The sequence below is a fragment of the Streptomyces indicus genome (assembly GCF_900100315.1).
Taxonomy (GTDB): domain Bacteria; phylum Actinomycetota; class Actinomycetes; order Streptomycetales; family Streptomycetaceae; genus Streptomyces; species Streptomyces indicus.
The window spans coordinates 182,577-199,058 of record NZ_FNFF01000009.1; the positions used below are offsets into that span (position 1 = coordinate 182,577).

Below are 16,482 nucleotides of genomic sequence, written 5' to 3' on the forward strand. Positions count from 1 at the left end.
ACCACCATGAGCTCTGAGGTTTCGACCGACGACCGAGCAAGCATCCTCCTGGTCGACGACATGGAGGACAACTTGACCGCTCTCGAAGCCGTCCTGGGGTCGCTCAACGAACCACTGGTCCGGGCGCGTTCGGGCGAGGAGGCGATGAAGGCGCTGCTGCGGCAGCCCTTCGCCGTGGTCCTGCTCGACGTCCGGATGCCCGGCATGGACGGCTTCGAGACGGCCGCCAACATCAAGCGGCTCGACCAGACGAAGGACATCCCGATCATCTTCCTGACCGGGACCGACGCCGACACGGGCTACGCCTTCCGCGGGTACGCCACGGGGGCCGCGGACTACCTCACCAAGCCCTTCGACCCGTGGGTGCTGCGCGCCAAGGTGACGGTCTTCCTGGACCTGCACCGCAAGAACCTTCAGTTGCAGCGGATGCTCGCCCGCGAACAGACCCAGTTCACCGAGCTGTCGGAGGGGCTGGCCCGCATCGAGGCGCAGCTGACGGGCACAGAGGGCCCTCAACTGCCGGACGCCCTGGCGGAGTTGTCACGGATGACCGAGCTCCTGACGCAGATGCGGCGCGGACGGAACCACTGACGAAGACGCCGTGCGGACGGAACCACTGACGCAGAACGCAGCGCGGGCGGAACCCCTGACCAGGTCCCGCCCGCGCTCACACCGCTTGCCGGCTACGCCTCGCGCGCACCCGCGTACATGTCGTCGACGAGCGCCTTGAACTCCCGCTCCACGACAGGCCGCTTGAGCTTGAGGCTCGGCGTGAGCTCACCGTGCTCCACGTCGAGGTCACGCGGCAGGATGCGGAACTTCTTGATGGTCTGCCACTTCTGGAGGCCCTGGTTGAGCTCGGTGACGTAGCCCTCGATCAGCGCGTTCGTCTTCGGGTCGGCCAGGACATCGGCGTACGCGGTGGAGGAGAGCCCCTCCTCCTTGGCCCAGTTGGTGATGGCCACCTCGTCGAGGGCGATCAGCGCGGTGCAGTAGTTGCGGTCGGCGCCGATGACCAGGATGTTCGAGACGTACGGGCAGACGGCCTTGAACTGGCCCTCGACCTCGGAGGGCGCGATGTACTTGCCGCCGGAGGTCTTGATGAGGTCCTTCTTGCGGTCGGTGATCCGCAGATAGCCGTCCACGGACAGCTCGCCGATGTCACCGGTGTGGAACCAGCCGTCGGGCTCGAGGACTTCGGCGGTCTTCTCGGGCAGCCCGTGGTAGCCCTGCATGATGCCGGGGCCGCGCAGCAGGATCTCGCCGTCGTCGGCGATCCGCACCTCGCAGCCGGGCAGCGGCTTGCCGACGGTGCCGGTGCGGTAGGCCTCGCCGGGGTTCACGAAGGACGCGGCGCTCGACTCCGTCAGGCCGTAGCCCTCCAGGATGTGGATGCCGGCGCCGGCGAAGAAGTAGCCGATATCGGGCGCGAGCGCCGCCGAGCCGGAGACACAGGCCCGCAGCCGCCCGCCGAAGGCCTCGCGCAGCTTGCCGTAGACGAGCTTGTCGGCGACGGCGTGCTTGGCGCTCAGACCGAAGGGCGCCGAGGCCTTGCCGGTACGCCGGAAGTTGTCCTGGGTGACCTTCGCGTACTCGCGCGCGACGCCCGCCGCCCACAGGAAGATCTTGTACTTGGCACCGCCGCCGGCCCGCGCCTTCGCCGCGACCCCGTTGTAGACCTTCTCGAAGATGCGCGGCACGGCCGCCATGTAGGTCGGCTGCACCACGGGCAGGTTCTCGATGATCTTGTCCACGCGCCCGTCCACGGCAGTGACGTGCCCGACCTCGATCTGCCCGGAGGTCAGCACCTTGCCGAAGACGTGCGCGAGCGGCAGCCACAGGTACTGCACGTCGTCGGGCCCGCACAGCCCGGTCTGCGCGATGGCCTTCGCCATGTACGACCAGTTGTCGTGCGGCAGCCGGACGCCCTTGGGCTTGCCGGTGGTGCCGGAGGTGTAGATCAGGGTGGCGAGCTGGTCCTTGGTGAGCGCGGCGACCCGCTCCTTGACCGACTCCGGGTTCTTCTCCAGATACGCCGCTCCGCGGGCCTCGAGGTCGTCGAGGGAGAGCACCCAGCCCTCCGGGTCGCCCTCGGCGGCCTGCGCGTCCGCACCGTTGATCACCACGACGTGCTTGAGCCCCGGCAGCTCGGCCCGCCGCTCACGCGCCTTGGCCAGCTGCTCGGCGTCCTCGGCGATCAGCACACGGCTGTCGGAGTCGCTCAGGATGTACGCGGCCTCCTCGGCGTTGGTCGAGGCGTAGACCGTGGTCGTGGCGGCGCCGGCGCAGAGGATGCCGAGGTCGGCGAGGATCCACTCGACCCGGGTGTTGGCCGCGAGCGCGACCCGCTCCTCCGGCTGTACGCCGAGCTCGATCAGGCCCGCGGCGATCGCGAAGACGCGCTCGGCGGCTTGGCCCCAGCTCAGCGACTTCCAGTCGTCGGGGCCCTGGCCCGAGGCCGGGGGCACCGGGTAGCGGTAGGCCTCACCGTCCGGGGTCTTGGCCACGCGCTCAAGGAAGAGGTTCGCCACGGACGGCGGTCGGTTCTCGATCAAGTTCTGTGTGTCGCTCACGACATCCTCCGGGCCCGCGACAGTGCGTGCGACTGAGTGGCTGCTGGTGCGTACTGTGGTGTGCGTTGTTTAACTTGCGAGTAACTATCGAGCAGTGATCAGAGTAGAGCGCCCGGGCCCGGCGCGTAAGAGGCCTTGAGCTGTCAGTTCCTCACAGAACGGCAACGGGCCCGCAGCGCGCCGTTGCGCTGCGGGCCCGTTGCCGGACCATGGGTCAGTTGATGCTGAAGCTCGCGGCGGTGCTCGAGTTCGCGATGGCTTCCTTGGCGGTCTTCGTCTTGGCGCCGGTCTTGGCGGCGGCCTCGGCACCCACCTCGGCGTCGACCTCGGCGTCGGCGTTGACGCTGGCGTCGAACTCCAGGTCCGGGATGACCGCGTCGATCAGACCGGCGAGGTCCAGGCGGACGAGCGCGCCGACCGCGGCGTCCGCGGTGGCCGAGAGGTTCTCCTCCGGCTTCGGGGCGGCAGCCGAGGCGGCGGACGCGGTACCGCCGAGGATCATGAGGGCGGCGGCCACGATGCCGGCGCCACGCACAACTACGTTCTTGTTCATGGGGGTTACCTCCTTCAGGCCCCATAGAAATAACCTCGAATTATCGACCCGTAACACAGTTAATTCAGTCGGTCGAACCGAGACGGCCAAATGGGGCGGGAAAGAGGCGGGGAAAAACAAAAAGCGGGCCCGGCGCAAGGAAGCGCGCCGGGCCCACTGAATTCACGTTGCCGCCGCTCGGAGGTGCGGCACGCGTGAAGGAGGGGTGATTCAGCCGATCGGCAGGCCACCGAGGTGCGGCATGGCACCCAGGGCACCGGCCTTGGCGTCCTGGTTGAGCTTGCCGGCCGCGTCGACGTCGGTCGAGTTGGCGGCACGCACCGCGTTGTCCGTGACGTCGTCGGCGGCGCCGCGGGCCTCCTTGGCGACCTTGGTGACGGAGTCGATCCAGGCGCGGGCGTCGACGTTGACGATGTCCTTCAGCTCGTCCAGGCTCGCGCTCGAGTCGTTCACCGTCTTGGTGTCGAGGAGCTTGTCCTCCTGCTGCGGCGCGGCGGCGCGGGGGGCGTCGTCGGCCATCGCCGGGGCGGCGAAACCGACAGCCATCATGGAACCGGCAACGACCGCAGCAGCCTTCGTGTACTTCACTTCAGGATCCCTTTCTGAGAGCGACGTCCTTCACGGTCACGACCGTCGTGCCGTCCGAGCGTCTTGCTGGCCGCTCGGAACGCCGCTGCCACCCTTCGTAACGGGGCGCCCCTGCCTGCGGAAACTCTTAAATCCAGGGTTTTTTGGCATTCACTCGGATGTCGCAGAATTCTTCCAATCCTCACATCAACGCAAAAGGCGCCCGTCCGGTTTACGGACGGGCGCCTTCCTGTGGGCCGTGTGGCCCAAGAACGCGTTCTGCGGGGCGAGTTACCGCCCGGACAGGACTACTTCCGCGACTTCTGCCGCGGTTACTTCTTCTTCGGTCCCTCGTCGCTGGAGAGCACCGCGATGAAGGCCTCCTGCGGCACCTCGACGGAGCCGACCATCTTCATGCGCTTCTTGCCCTCCTTCTGCTTCTCGAGCAGCTTCCGCTTACGGGAGATGTCACCGCCGTAGCACTTGGCGAGGACGTCCTTGCGGATGGCGCGGATGGTCTCGCGGGCGATCACGCGCGAGCCGATGGCGGCCTGGACCGGGACCTCGAAGGCCTGCCGCGGGATGAGCTCCTTGAGCTTGGCGACGAGCCGCACGCCGTACGCGTACGCCTGGTCCTTGTGCGTCACGGCGGAGAAGGCGTCGACCTTGTCGCCGTGCAGCAGGATGTCCACCTTGACGAGCTGGGCGTCCTGCTCGCCGGTGGGCTCGTAGTCGAGGGAGGCGTAGCCGCGGGTCTTGGACTTCAGCTGGTCGAAGAAGTCGAAGACGATCTCGGCGAGGGGCAGCGTGTAGCGGATCTCGACGCGGTCCTCGGAGAGGTAGTCCATGCCGAGGAGGGTGCCGCGGCGGTTCTGGCACAGCTCCATGATCGAGCCGATGAACTCCGAGGGCGCGAGGATCGTGGCGCGCACGACCGGCTCGAAGACCTTGTCGATCTTGCCCTCGGGGAACTCGCTCGGATTCGTGACCGTGTGCTCGGTGCCGTCCTCCATGATCACGCGGTAGACCACGTTGGGGGCGGTGGCGATCAGGTCGAGGCCGAACTCGCGCTCCAGGCGCTCGCGGATCACGTCCAGGTGCAGCAGGCCGAGGAAGCCCACGCGGAAGCCGAAGCCGAGGGCCGCGGAGGTCTCCGGCTCGTAGACGAGCGCGGCGTCGTTGAGCTGCAGCTTGTCGAGGGCCTCGCGCAGGTCGGGGTACTCGGAGCCGTCCAGCGGATACAGACCCGAGAAGACCATCGGCTTCGGGTCCTTGTAGCCGCCGAGCGCCTCGGTGGCGCCCTTCGTGTACGAGGTGATGGTGTCGCCGACCTTCGACTGGCGGACGTCCTTCACGCCGGTGATCAGGTAGCCCACCTCGCCGACGCTGAGGCCGTCGGCCGGCAGCATCTCCGGGGAGTTCGCGCCGATCTCCAGGAGCTCGTGGGCGGCGCCGGTGGACATCATGCGGATGCGCTCGCGCTTGTTCAGCGTGCCGTCCACCACACGGACGTAGGTGACCACGCCGCGGTACGAGTCGTAGACCGAGTCGAAGATCATCGCGCGGGCCGGGGCGTCCTTGACGCCGACCGGGGCCGGGACGTCGCGGACCACGCGGTCGAGCAGCGCGTCCACGCCGACGCCGGTCTTCGCGGAGACCTTGAGCACGTCGGAGGGGTCGCAGCCGATGAGGTTGGCCAGCTCCTCGGAGAACTTCTCCGGCTGGGCGGCCGGCAGGTCGATCTTGTTGAGGACCGGGACGATCGTGAGGTCGTTCTCCATCGCGAGATAGAGGTTCGCCAGCGTCTGGGCCTCGATGCCCTGGGCGGCGTCGACCAGGAGGATCGTGCCCTCACAGGCGGCGAGCGAACGCGACACCTCGTACGTGAAGTCCACGTGCCCCGGGGTGTCGATCATGTTGAGGATGTGGGTCTTCCCCTGATCGTCGCCCTCGGTGGGCGCCCAGGGCAGACGGACCGCCTGGGACTTGATGGTGATGCCGCGCTCGCGCTCGATGTCCATGCGGTCGAGGTACTGAGCGCGCATCTGCCGCTGCTCGACCACCCCGGTGAGCTGGAGCATCCGGTCGGCGAGGGTGGACTTGCCGTGGTCGATGTGCGCGATGATGCAGAAATTGCGGATCAGAGCCGGGTCGGTACGGCTCGGCTCGGGCACATTCGTAGGGGTCGCGGGCACGCAGGGTCCTGATTCTTGAGACGTCCGCAGCTCTCTGCGGCCTCGGGTCGGATCGATACGTAGCCTCCATGGTCCCATGAGCGCGGCGGTGGGCCCGGTGGGGCCGGTGCGCGGGGGCCGCGCAGGCGCGGTTTGGGCCGGTAGGAGTACGGCTGGTAGCCTGGTCAGCTGTGTCTCCCAGCCCTCTCAGCGAAGAGGCACGTCATCTAGAACCAGTCCTCGGGGGATCCCTCCTGGGGGCACCGAACCTGTAAAGGCTCTTTTCGTGGCGAACATCAAGTCCCAGATCAAGCGCAACAAGACGAACGAGAAGGCGCGCCTGCGCAACAAGTCCGTCAAGTCCGCGCTCAAGACCTCGATCCGCAAGACCCGTGAGGCGACCGCCGCCGGTGACGTCGAGAAGGCCACTGCGGCTCTTCGCGAGGCCACCCGCAAGCTGGACAAGGCCGTCTCCAAGGGTGTCATCCACAAGAACCAGGCCGCCAACAAGAAGTCGGCGCTTGCTTCGAAGGTTGCCTCCCTCAAGGGCTGAACGATCTCTTGATCTGACCGCCGGGAAGGACCAAGCGGGCCCTCTCATCCGCTCCTGACCGGCACTCCGGAACCGCACGCGGCCTGCGTTCGCCACGCGGGTGCGGATCCAAACAGCTGTAACGGAAGGCCCCGCCTCTCCGTCCTTCCCCAGGACGGCGGGCGGGGCCTTCCGGTGTTCGCGGGTGCTGCTGCGGGTCAGCGGCCGCCGCGGGAGCGGGCCGCCCGGGCCACCGTGACCACGGCCTTCTCCAGGGCGTACTCCGGATCGTCGCCGCCGCCCTTGACCCCGGCGTCCGCCTCGGCCACCGCGCGCAGGGCGACCGCGACCCCGTCCGGGGTCCAGCCGCGCATCTGCTGCCGTACGCGGTCGATCTTCCAGGGCGGCATGCCCAGCTCGCGGGCCAGGTCGGCGGGGCGGCCGCCGCGGGCCGAGGAGAGCTTGCCGATGGCCCGTACGCCCTGGGCCAGGGCGCTCGTGATCATGACGGGGGCGACGCCCGTGGACAGCGACCAGCGCAGGGCCTCCAGGGCCTCGGCGGCCCGGCCCTCCACGGCGCGGTCCGCGACGGTGAAGCTGGAGGCCTCGGCCCGGCCCGTGTAGTAGCGGCCGACGACTGCCTCGTCGATGGTGCCCTCGACGTCCGCGACCAGCTGGGCGACCGCGCTCGCGAGCTCGCGCAGATCGCTGCCGATCGCGTCGACCAGGGCCTGGCAGGCCTCGGGGGTGGCCGAGCGGCCGAGGGTGCGGAACTCGCCCCGTACGAACGAGAGCCGGTCCGCGGGCTTGGTCATCTTCGGGCAGGCCACCTCGCGGGCGCCGGCCTTGCGGGCGGCGTCGAGCAGGCCCTTGCCCTTGGCTCCGCCGGCGTGCAGCAGGACCAGGGTGATCTCCTCGGCGGGGGCGCCGAGGTAGGTCTTCACGTCCTTGACCGTGTCCGCGGAGAGGTCCTGCGCATTGCGGACGACCACGACCTTGCGCTCCGCGAACAGCGAGGGGCTGGTCAGCTCGGCGAGGGTGCCGGGCTGGAGCTGGTCGGGCGTGAGGTCGCGCACGTCGGTGTCCGCGTCGGCCTCGCGCGCGGCCGCGACGACCTGCTGCACGGCACGGTCGAGCAGCAGGTCCTCCTGGCCCACGGCGAGGGTGACGGGGGCGAGCGGATTGTCCTGGGCGGAGTTCTTCGAGGCAGCCATCGCGGTCAAGGATCCCATGCGGGACTGACAGGGCCGTACGGGTCTCGCGGGTCCGGGCCGGCGGTGACATTCGTACAAGACCCGGGGCCGCCCCCTCGCGCACCCTCGGGCGTATGAATGCTGAGGTGAATGCTTCGGGAGCTCCGGGATCCCGCCTGCTCCAAGGGATGCACGTGACCCAGGACGGTCCGCGCGAGGCGCCGCCGCTGGTGCTGATCCACGGGTCGGGCGCATCCGGCGCCACCTGGGATCCGATGGTCGCGCGGCTCGCCGGGCAGCGCCGGGTCGTCCGCGTCGACCTGCCCGGCTGCGGCAGGTCCCCGGCCGCGGCCGCGTACGACGTGCCCGCCCAGGCCGGCCGGGTGGCCGCGCTGCTCGACGAGCTGGGGCTGCGCTCGGCCGTGGTCGCCGGGCACTCCAGCGGGGGCTATGTCGCCACCGCGCTGGCCGAGCGGCGGCCCGATCTGGTCGGGGCGCTCGCGCTGGTCAGCACGGGGCCGGCGATGGACGCGCTGCTGCCGGAACCGTTCCTGCTGCGGGCGCTGCTCGGTCCGCCGTTCGGTCCGGTGCTGTGGACGCTGCGCACGGACGCCATGATCCGCAAGGGGCTCCTGGCGACGAGCGCCCGTCCGGTGGAGCTGCCCGACGACCTGGTCGCGGGGGTGCGGGGCATCTCGTACCGCACCTTCCGGAAGGTGCTGCGGGCGAACAGCGCCTACCTCCGTGAGCGGAGCGTGCCCGAGCGGCTGGCCGCGCTCGGCGGGCGGGTGCCGCTGCTCGTGATCTTCGGGGCGGCCGATCCGCGGTGGGATCCGGCGTCCGCGCTGCGCTACGAGTCCGTGCCCGGGGCGCGGGTGGAGATGCTGCCCGGGGTCGGGCATCTGCCGCCGCTGGAGGCGCCCGCCGCCACCTGCGACCTGATGCTGACGTGCACGGCGGTCGGCTCCGGCGTTCCGCCGGCCGCCCCCTGAGTCACGGGTCTTCGCGCCAGCCCTCGAACTCGGCGGCGAACGCGTCGAGTTCGGCCGCGTCGAGCGCCTCGTCCTCGTCGGCCAGGACCACCAGCCACTGGGCGTCCTCGGCGTCGTCCTCGCCGGCCAGGGCCTCCCGTACGAGCTGGGGCTCCTCCGTGATGCCGAAGCGGTCGGGCAGGGCCTCGGCCAGTTCTTCCGCGGCGTCCCGGTCGGGCAGCACCAGGACATGTCGTACGTCGCTCACCTGGCCATTCTCGCGTACGGCGCGCGGGGGTGTGCCGGGGGTCAGGACTTCTGGACGAGCGAGGTGGGTGTCAGGACTTCCGGGCGAGCTAGGCGGGGGTCAGGACTGGAGTCAGGACTTCTGGACTATCTGGACGTCCAGGTCGATGGTGATGCTGGGGCCGACCACCGCGATGCCGCGGGCGAGCATGGTCTGCCAGCTGACCGTGAAGTCGTCGCGGTGCAGTTCCGTGCTGGCGCGGCAGGCGGCGCGGGTCTCGCCCTCCATGCCGTTGCCGATGCCCAGGTACTCGGTGTCGAGGGTGACCGTGCGGGTCACGCCGTGCAGCGACAGGGCTCCGGTGACGGCCCAGCGGGTGCCGCCGCGGTGGATGAAGCGCTCGCTGTAGAACTCGAGCGTGGGGTAGCGCTCCACGTCGAGGAAGTCGGCCGAGCGCAGGTGGTCGTCGCGCATCTTCACGTTGGTGTCGATGGAGGCGGCGTCGATCACCACGTGCATCGCGGACTGCTCCATGCGGTCGGCGATGCGGATGGCGCCGGCGAAGGTGTTGAACCGGCCGTGGATCCGGGCGAGTCCGATATGCCGGGCCGTGAAGCCGATGGAGGAGTGGGTGGGTTCGATCTCCCAGTCGCCGGGGTCGGGCAGGGCCGGCGGCTGCGAGATCTGGAGCGTCACGTCGCCGAGCGCGGCGTGACCGCTCGGGGCGACGGTGGCCGTGGAGCGGAAGGGCGTGTAGCCGTCGGCCGAGACGGCGAGCCGGTACTCGCCCGCGGGCACCGAGGCCACGAACGACCCGTAGGGATCGGCCTCTCCGGCCACGACCTTGCGGCCCATCGCGTCGGTCACGGCGAACTCCGCGCCGCGCACCGGCTCACTGACCGGGTCGAGCACCCGGCAGCTGAGCAGTCCGCCGCCGTTGGGCACCGCGAGCGCGCTCGCCGAGCCGGTGAGTCCGCCCTGCTGGGTGCGCTGCCTGCGGCGGCTGCCCATACGGTCCGAACGGTTCCCCAGCCGGCGGCCGAACATCGTGAGTCCCCCTGAGCGACTTGTCTGTGTGTACGTCTGTGCTGCTGCCCTGCGGTGGCAGTCGTCGGTGTGTGCGGGTGCCGACGTTGCATTCGACCATCCATGCGGCTTTCGGGGCAACACGGGGTCACATCGCGGGAATGTGCAGGTGGGGCGGGGGTGGGAGGTAGGGGTTCGGTTGGGGGTTAGGGGCCGGGTCGGGTGAATTGACCGTTCCGGATGTGGTGGCGAGGGAGCTCCGTCGGGGCGGCCGGTGGGCGGTCAGGCCGGAGCGGAGTCCTCGGGGTCGTTGGACCCCTCGCACTCCTTGGACTCTTTGGACTCCTTGGCGGGGTCGTTCGGGAGGCGGTTGAGGGACAGGCCGAAGTGGTCGCGGTAGGCGGCGAGGACCTCGGCGTCGGTGGCGAGTTCGGTCGTACGGCGCTCTCCGTTCTCCGTGACGGTCAGCGTGCTGCCGCTGAGGGTGGTGCGGCCCTGCTCCGTGCGGAGCGAGCACACCAGCGAGCGCGTGAAGTGGGAGTCCGGCGAGGTGCGGTGGTACCAGGCGCCTGCCGTGAAGTCCCGCAGCGCGCGCGGCCGTTGGTCGAGCACGAATTGAGCCTGACCGTCGCGGAACAGATCGAGATCGCCCGAGGAGCCCTCGGCGATCCGGAACACCCCGTCCGGGTCCGCCTGCTCCCCGCGCTCGTCGTAGACCAGCGGGTGGAGGCTGTGCGCGCCGAAGCCCACGTCGGCCAGCCACTCGCCGCCGTCCACATCCCGCACCCGCAGGGTCAGGTGGTCGTACGGGATGCCGGGGAGCCCTTCGCCGTCGTACACCCGTGCCTGCAACAGCGTCACGTCGAAGCCGAGTGCGACGAGCAAAGTGGCGAAGGCGCCGTTGAGTTCGTAGCAGAAGCCGCCGCGCCGGCCGTCGACCACCTTCGCGACCAGGGCACGGGGTTCGAGCCGGATCTCCTCGCCCAAGTGGATCGACAGGTTCTCGAACGGGACGCTGCGCAGGTGCCTCTCCTGGAGCGTCCGCAGCGCGGCACCGTCGGCGCGCGGCGGCCGCTCCGCCCGGATCCGCCGCAGATACGCCTCGGTCCGCCGGTCGTCGAGCTGCTCTTTGAGGTCCTCCGCCGTCATGGCCCCAGTGTCGCGCGCGTCTGGTCCCCCTGGGGGTGGTGGAGAGGGCTCGGTTCGGGGGGTGCGGCGTGTGGGTGGGCCTGGGTGGGGCCGGGTCCGGGGCTGGCCGAAGTCACTGCGCGGAGGGTCGGGCCCTCGCCGGTCAGGGCGACCGCGCCGTGCACGTCGGTGCGCAGGACGGCCGTGCCGAAGGAGTGGAGCAGGGAGAGGAGGCGGGGTGAGGGGTGCCCGTATCCGTTGTCACGGCCGACCCCGACCACGGCGAGGCGGGGCCGGGTGCGCTGGAGGAACACCGGGTCCTGGTGGGGCGAACCGTGATGCGGCACCTTGAGGACGTCCACCCGCGGCAGCCCGGGGTACGCCCTCAACAGGGCCTGCTGCCCCGCGGGTTCGAGGTCGCCGGGGAACAGGAGGGTCAGCCCGGCCGTGCGGACGAGGAGGGTGACGCTGGCGTCGTTGGGCTCCTCGGGGGCCGGAACACCCGGGCCGCCGGCCGGTGGTGGCCACAGGACCTGCCAGCGGACGGGGCCCGCCCGGCGGCGCTCCCCCGCCGCCGCGGCGACCACGGGTACTCCGCGTGCTGCCGCCTCCGCCCGTACGAACGCGGCTTGCTCCGGGGGATGTCGGAGCCCGGTGGTCTGGATCGCGCCGACGCTGCGTCCCTTCAGCACGCCGGGAAGTCCGGCGACGTGGTCCGCGTGGAAGTGGGTCAGGAGAACGAGCGGGACCCGGGTCACGCCGAGGGTGTGCAGGCAGCGGTCCACGAGGCGCGGGTCCGGGCCTGCGTCGATCACGACGGCCGAACCGGGGCCGGTGGCCAGGACCGAGGCGTCGCCCTGGCCCACGTCGCACATCGCGAAGCGCCAGTCGGGTGGCGGCCAGCCGGTGAGGACGCGGGTGAGCGGGGCCGGCCGCAGGATGGCGAGGATCAGGAGCAGGGCGCAGGCGACCAGTGCGGCGGGGTGCCGCAGGACGCGTCCGGCCAGCGGCAGGAGCACGAGGACCAGGGCGGCCAGGAGCAGCCCGCCGCGCCAGCCGTCGGGCCAGTCGGCCTGGGCCCCGGGGAAACCCGCCCCCGTACGGGCCACGGCCGCCACCCACTCCGTGGGCCAACCGGCGCACCAGGCAAGGCCTTCGGCGACGGGCATCGCGAAGGGGGCGGCGCCGAGGGCGGCGAAGCCGAGCACGGTGGCGGGGGCCACGGCCAGTTCGGCCAGGAGGTTGCAGGGGATCGCGACCAGGCTGACACGCGAGGAGATCACCACGACCACGGGCGCGCACACCGCCTGCGCGGCGGCCGTGGCGGCGAGCGCTTCGGCGAGCCGGGGCGGCACGCGTCTGCGCCGCAGGGCGGCGCTCCACCTGGGCGCGAGGACGAGGAGGGCTCCGGTGGCGAGGACGGAGAGCAGGAAGCCGTAACTGTGCGACAGCCAGGGGTCGTAGAGCAGGAGCAGCAGGGCCGCGGCGGCGAGCGCGGGGACGAGGGAGCGGCGGCGCCCGGTGGCGAGGGCGAGCAGCGCGATCGCCCCGCAGGCGGCGGCGCGCAGCACGCTCGGGTCCGGCCGGCAGACGAGCACGAACGCGAGGGTCAGCGCGCCGCCGAGGAGGGCCGTGGTCCGCAGGGACAGGCCCAGGCGCGGGGCGAGTCCGCGCCGTTCGACGCGCATGGCGAGGGCGGGCGGGCCGATGAGCAGGACGAGGACGATGGTGAGGTTGCTCCCGGATACGGCGAGCAGGTGCGAGAGGTCCGTGGCGCGGAAGGCCTCCTCCAGGTCGGGCGGAACGCGCGTGGTGTCGCCCACGACCAGTCCCGGCAGCAGGGCGCGCGCGTCGGCGGGGAGGTGGTCGGTGGCTTCGCGGAGCCCCGCCCGCAGGTCGCCCGCGGTGCGCTGCAGTGTGCTCGGGCCCTCGATGATCCGCGGCTCCTGGAAGCCGGGGACGCGCAGGACGGCGGCGATGCGGTCGGCTCCCCCGGGCATCGGCGGCGCGAGCGGGGCGCGGAGGTGGAGCCGGGTCGAGGGGAGGAGGTCCAACCATGGTGAGTTGGTGGGTGGTTGGGGTGAGGGGCGGGGCTCGGACCTGGGCGTGCGTGGGCCGGAGGGGCCGAGGCGTGCGATGACCAGGACCGGGGTGCGGGTGGCGACCGTGCCGGCCCCGGTGGCCGTCAGGCGGTGGACCTCGGCGTCGAACACGACGCTCGCCGGGGCCTGACGGTCGCCGTTGACCCGCGGCCAGGAGATCCGGGGGTCCGAGGTGACGGTGAGCTCGACGGTGACGGTGGCGTAGGTGCCGGCCAGCGCGGGGAGCGGGCCCTGATACAGACCAGCCGAATGCAGCCCGCCGGACAGCGCGGCACCGGCAGCGCAGAGGAGGGCTGCGGCGGCTGCGAGGAGGATCTGGGGGCGGGGGTTTCGAGGGGGGTCGGGGCGTGGATGCGTTTCGGTGCGCGGGTGCGTTTCGGTGCGCGGGTGCGTGTCGGCGCGCGGATGGGTGCGGGGGCGGCGGGCTGACCCGTGCCCGGCCTCTATCGGCTGCGGCTCCAACTCCGCTTTCCGCTGCCGGCGTTCGCCCCTGCGTCGGGCCGCCGCCCAGCCGCACAGGGCCGTCGCAAGTACGAAGCAGACGACCGCAGCGGGCCAGATGCGGTCCATCGGGTGTCCGACCGCCAGGGCCGCCGCGGCCCATGCGGCGAGCACCGGCGGGATCAGGCGGAGGTCGGTGGGACCTTCCTGACGCGGGTGGGACGCGCCCAGACGGTGCCCCGACGCGGCGTGAACGGACGGACGCGGCACGGTGGTTGAGTCCGTTCGCCGCCCACCGCGCCCGGGCCTGCGCCCCGCCTCGGGAGGGGGCGACTGCACCGCGGCAGGCGGAAGCGTGTGCCGTGCGTCGACCTCTCGGCCGTCCCTCCTCACGGCCGCACCGCGTCCTTCAGTTCGGCGAACCGGCGCTCGCCGATCCCGTTCACCTCGCGCAGTTCGTCCACCGAGCGGAAACCGCCGTTCTGCGTGCGGTAGTCGATGATGTGCCGGGCGAGGACGGGGCCGACGCCCGGCAGGGTGTCGAGCTGCTCCGCCGTCGCCGAGTTGAGGCTGACCGGGGCGCCCGGCGCGGACCCGCCGCCCACCGGGCTGCCGACCGCGCCCGCGCCCGCGGATGTCCCTTGCGCCCCGGCCGGAGCGCCGACCACGACCTGCTCGCCGTCCACGAGCAGCCGCGCGCGGTTGAGGCCCGTGAGGTCCGTGCCGGGCTTGGCGCCGCCTGCCGCGCGCAGCGCGTCGGCGACGCGGGAGCCCACCGGCAGGCGGTGCACGCCCGGCTCGCGGACGCGGCCTCCGATGTCCACAACGAGCAGGTCGGTGGCGCCTGTTGGTGCTCCCGGGCCGTCTCCCGCGACGGAGGGCCGATCGAGCGTGGTCCGCTCACCGTCCTCCGGGACGAGCGGAGCCGCCCGGACCACGTCCGGCGCGCTGACGGACTGCGGCCGACCCAGCCAGAAGTGCTGCACGGCGAAGGCCGCGGCCGCGACGAGCAGCACGGCGAGCACGACGACGCTGCGCCGCTCGAGTCCGCATCGCGACTGCAGCCACAGCGGCAGGCGCTCCCGTACGGCGGACCGCCACCGGTCCGCGCGCACAGCGGTCACCGGCTCGGCGACAGCGACGGCGTCTGGCGCGTCGGGCCGGGCCGCCCGTTGGGCAGAGGCATCCGGACCGCCTGCCACGTCGGGCCCGGCTGCCGCGTCGGGCCCGGCTGCCGCGTCGGGCCCGGCTACCCCTCGGGCAGGGGCATCCGGTCCCGTGAGGTCCAGCCCCGTGCTGCCCGGCTCCTCCCTGTCCGTGGAAGCCCTGGCCGCGGACGACGACGACCCCCGTACGCCTTCGTCCGCGGCCGTCCCCCGGCGGCGTACCACCGTCGTCGCCGTGGCTCTCGGCGCAGGGCCGGCCTGGGTGCGGTGGATCGCGTGGGTTCCGTGGATTCCGTGGATCCGATGGAATCGGTCGGTTTGGCGGGTTTGGCTCGTGAGGGGTCTCGCCGCGTCGCGGTCGACTGCCCGGTGGGGAACGGCCGGTCCGTCCCACCGGGGCAGCGGGGGCGGATGCGCGCCGGCCCCGGCGGCCTCGGACGGCCGGGCGAGGAGGCGGACCGCGCGCCGCCGCATCCGCTCGGCCTCCACCTGTTCCCGCCGGCGCCGGCGCCGCACGCGACGGTGTGCGGCCCGGCCGTCGGACGCCGGGCCGCGGCCCGGGCCGCCGGTCGGGCCCGGCTCCGAAGCCGCGTATCGACTCCGGGAAGTGGACGAGCTGCGAGCAGGGAACCGCGAGGAAAGTGACATGCGGACGACCGTAGGCAGCACCGCGCGCCCGAGTGGATCTTGCTCAATTCCCGGGGATAACTCCCCAGTTGTGGAAAACTCCGCCACTCGTATGGGTGACGGAGCCTCGCCTCCGGCCGGGCCGCAGAGCCGGAGCCGCCGCCCGCCGGCCTACCGGGCCGACACCACCAGCCCGAGCAGCCCCGGCCCGGTGTGGGCCCCGATCACCGCTCCGACCTCGCTGACATGCAGCTCGCCGAGCCCTGTCAGCCGGGTCCGCAGCCGTTCGGCCAGCGCCGCCGCACGGTCGGGTGCCGCGAGGTGGTGCACGGCGAGGTCCACCCGCGCCGTGCCCGCACGCTCGGCGGCGATCTCCTCGAGGCGTGCGATGGCCTTGGACGCGGTGCGCACCTTCTCGAGCAACTCGATCCTGCCGTTGTCGAGTTGCAGCAGCGGCTTCACCGCGAGTGCCGAGCCGAGCAGCGCCTGTGCGGCGCCGATCCGGCCGCCGCGGCGCAGGTAGTCGAGGGTGTCCACGTAGAAGTACGCGGAGGTGGCGGCGGCCCGCTTCTCGGCCGCGGCCACCGCGTCGTCGACGGTGCCGCCCGCCTCGGCGGTCTCCGCCGCGGACAGGGCGCAGAAGCCGAGGGCCATCGCGACCATGCCGGTGTCGACCACGCGCACGGGGACGGGGGCGTCCTTCGCGGCGACCACGGCGGCGTCGTACGTACCGGAGAACTCGGAGGACAGGTGCAGCGAGACGATGCTTCCCGCTCCGGACTCGGCGACCCGGCGGTAGGTCTGCGCGAAGGTCTCGGGGCTCGGGCGCGAGGTCGTCACCGGGCGGCGCTTCTGCAGGGCCTGGGCCAGGGAGCGCGCGGAGATCTCCGTGCCTTCTTCGAGGGCCTGGTCGCCGAGGACGACGGTCAGGGGGACGGAGGTGATGCCGTGCCGTTCCATCGCGGGCTGCGGCAGGTAGGCCGTTGAATCCGTGACGATCGCGACATGGCGGGACATGAGCTGGAGATTACCTGGCGGGGCCGGAGGGTGGCAGGGCGGGCCTCGCCCTTGGGGGCGTGGGCTCGGGGTGCGGGTGACGGGTGGGTGCGGGTGGGTGGGGGTGCGGGTGGGCGCCTGCGGCGGGCTGGATTCCCCTACCCGCCCCTTCCCGAAACCGGGGCT

Annotated in this window: 14 protein-coding genes; 3 read left to right on the top strand and 11 right to left on the bottom strand. The window is 71.9% G+C overall.

The genetic code is table 11. From position 1 onward, the window contains the following. The first annotated feature begins 6 nt into the window (after nucleotides 1–6). Nucleotides 7–591: a response regulator gene (locus tag BLT97_RS22615; protein WP_093613029.1), complete on the top strand. Its 585-nt coding sequence runs from the start codon at nucleotides 7–9 to the stop codon at nucleotides 589–591. Between the two features lie 92 nt (nucleotides 592–683). On the opposite strand, the gene BLT97_RS22620 is transcribed toward BLT97_RS22615, so the two are convergent. The 4 genes from BLT97_RS22620 to lepA all read right to left on the bottom strand — a co-directional run bounded on the left by BLT97_RS22620 (nucleotide 684) and on the right by lepA (nucleotide 5,888). Continuing rightward, a complete protein-coding gene (locus BLT97_RS22620; RefSeq protein WP_093613031.1) occupies nucleotides 684–2,573 on the bottom strand; it encodes an AMP-dependent synthetase/ligase in 1,890 nt (629 codons plus the stop codon). Nucleotides 2,574–2,787: 214 nt separating this feature from the next. After that, on the bottom strand, nucleotides 2,788–3,126 hold the full coding sequence (locus BLT97_RS22625; protein ID WP_093613033.1) for a hypothetical protein: 339 nt from the start codon (nucleotides 3,124–3,126) through the stop codon (nucleotides 2,788–2,790). A 210-nt stretch (nucleotides 3,127–3,336) separates the two neighbouring features. Further along, nucleotides 3,337–3,714 carry a hypothetical protein gene (locus tag BLT97_RS37335; RefSeq protein WP_107407032.1) on the bottom strand — a complete coding sequence of 126 codons (378 nt, stop codon included), beginning with the start codon at nucleotides 3,712–3,714 and terminating at the stop codon, nucleotides 3,337–3,339. 311 nt (nucleotides 3,715–4,025) lie between these two features. Then, on the bottom strand, nucleotides 4,026–5,888 hold the full coding sequence (gene lepA / locus BLT97_RS22635; RefSeq protein WP_093613035.1) for a translation elongation factor 4: 1,863 nt from the start codon (nucleotides 5,886–5,888) through the stop codon (nucleotides 4,026–4,028). A 265-nt stretch (nucleotides 5,889–6,153) separates the two neighbouring features. Here lepA and rpsT point away from each other — a divergent pair, with 265 nt between their 5' ends. Then, nucleotides 6,154–6,420 carry a 30S ribosomal protein S20 gene (gene rpsT / locus BLT97_RS22640; RefSeq protein ID WP_093613037.1) on the top strand — a complete coding sequence of 89 codons (267 nt, stop codon included), beginning with the start codon at nucleotides 6,154–6,156 and terminating at the stop codon, nucleotides 6,418–6,420. Nucleotides 6,421–6,617: 197 nt separating this feature from the next. Here the strand turns inward: rpsT and holA are convergent, their stop codons facing one another. Next, nucleotides 6,618–7,613 (bottom strand): DNA polymerase III subunit delta, encoded by a 996-nt coding sequence (gene holA / locus BLT97_RS22645; protein ID WP_176953859.1) that lies wholly within the window; start codon nucleotides 7,611–7,613, stop codon nucleotides 6,618–6,620. A 167-nt stretch (nucleotides 7,614–7,780) separates the two neighbouring features. Between holA and BLT97_RS22650 the strand changes: the two genes are divergently transcribed. After that, complete coding sequence (locus tag BLT97_RS22650) at nucleotides 7,781–8,584, top strand: alpha/beta fold hydrolase (protein ID WP_093613039.1); 804 nt, start codon at nucleotides 7,781–7,783, stop codon at nucleotides 8,582–8,584. Nucleotide 8,585: 1 nt separating this feature from the next. Here the strand turns inward: BLT97_RS22650 and BLT97_RS22655 are convergent, their stop codons facing one another. From BLT97_RS22655 to BLT97_RS22680, 6 genes are all read right to left on the bottom strand, one after another. Continuing rightward, nucleotides 8,586–8,831: a hypothetical protein gene (locus tag BLT97_RS22655; RefSeq protein WP_093613041.1), complete on the bottom strand. Its 246-nt coding sequence runs from the start codon at nucleotides 8,829–8,831 to the stop codon at nucleotides 8,586–8,588. Nucleotides 8,832–8,942: 111 nt separating this feature from the next. Further along, nucleotides 8,943–9,857, bottom strand: a complete 915-nt coding sequence (locus BLT97_RS22660) for a YceI family protein (RefSeq protein ID WP_093613043.1) — start codon at nucleotides 9,855–9,857, stop codon at nucleotides 8,943–8,945. Between the two features lie 261 nt (nucleotides 9,858–10,118). Next, on the bottom strand, nucleotides 10,119–10,985 hold the full coding sequence (locus BLT97_RS22665; protein ID WP_093613045.1) for an arylamine N-acetyltransferase family protein: 867 nt from the start codon (nucleotides 10,983–10,985) through the stop codon (nucleotides 10,119–10,121). Next, nucleotides 10,982–13,681 carry a ComEC/Rec2 family competence protein gene (locus tag BLT97_RS22670; RefSeq protein ID WP_425442748.1) on the bottom strand — a complete coding sequence of 900 codons (2,700 nt, stop codon included), beginning with the start codon at nucleotides 13,679–13,681 and terminating at the stop codon, nucleotides 10,982–10,984. Before BLT97_RS22670 ends, BLT97_RS22665 begins: the two co-directional genes overlap by 4 nt. A 215-nt stretch (nucleotides 13,682–13,896) precedes the next feature. After that, the gene (locus tag BLT97_RS38615) at nucleotides 13,897–14,631 is read right to left on the bottom strand and encodes a ComEA family DNA-binding protein (protein WP_342742765.1); all 735 of its coding nucleotides are present in this window, start codon (nucleotides 14,629–14,631) and stop codon (nucleotides 13,897–13,899) included. 840 nt (nucleotides 14,632–15,471) lie between these two features. Then, nucleotides 15,472–16,317 carry a DegV family protein gene (locus tag BLT97_RS22680; RefSeq protein ID WP_093613047.1) on the bottom strand — a complete coding sequence of 282 codons (846 nt, stop codon included), beginning with the start codon at nucleotides 16,315–16,317 and terminating at the stop codon, nucleotides 15,472–15,474. Nucleotides 16,318–16,482 lie beyond the last annotated feature (165 nt).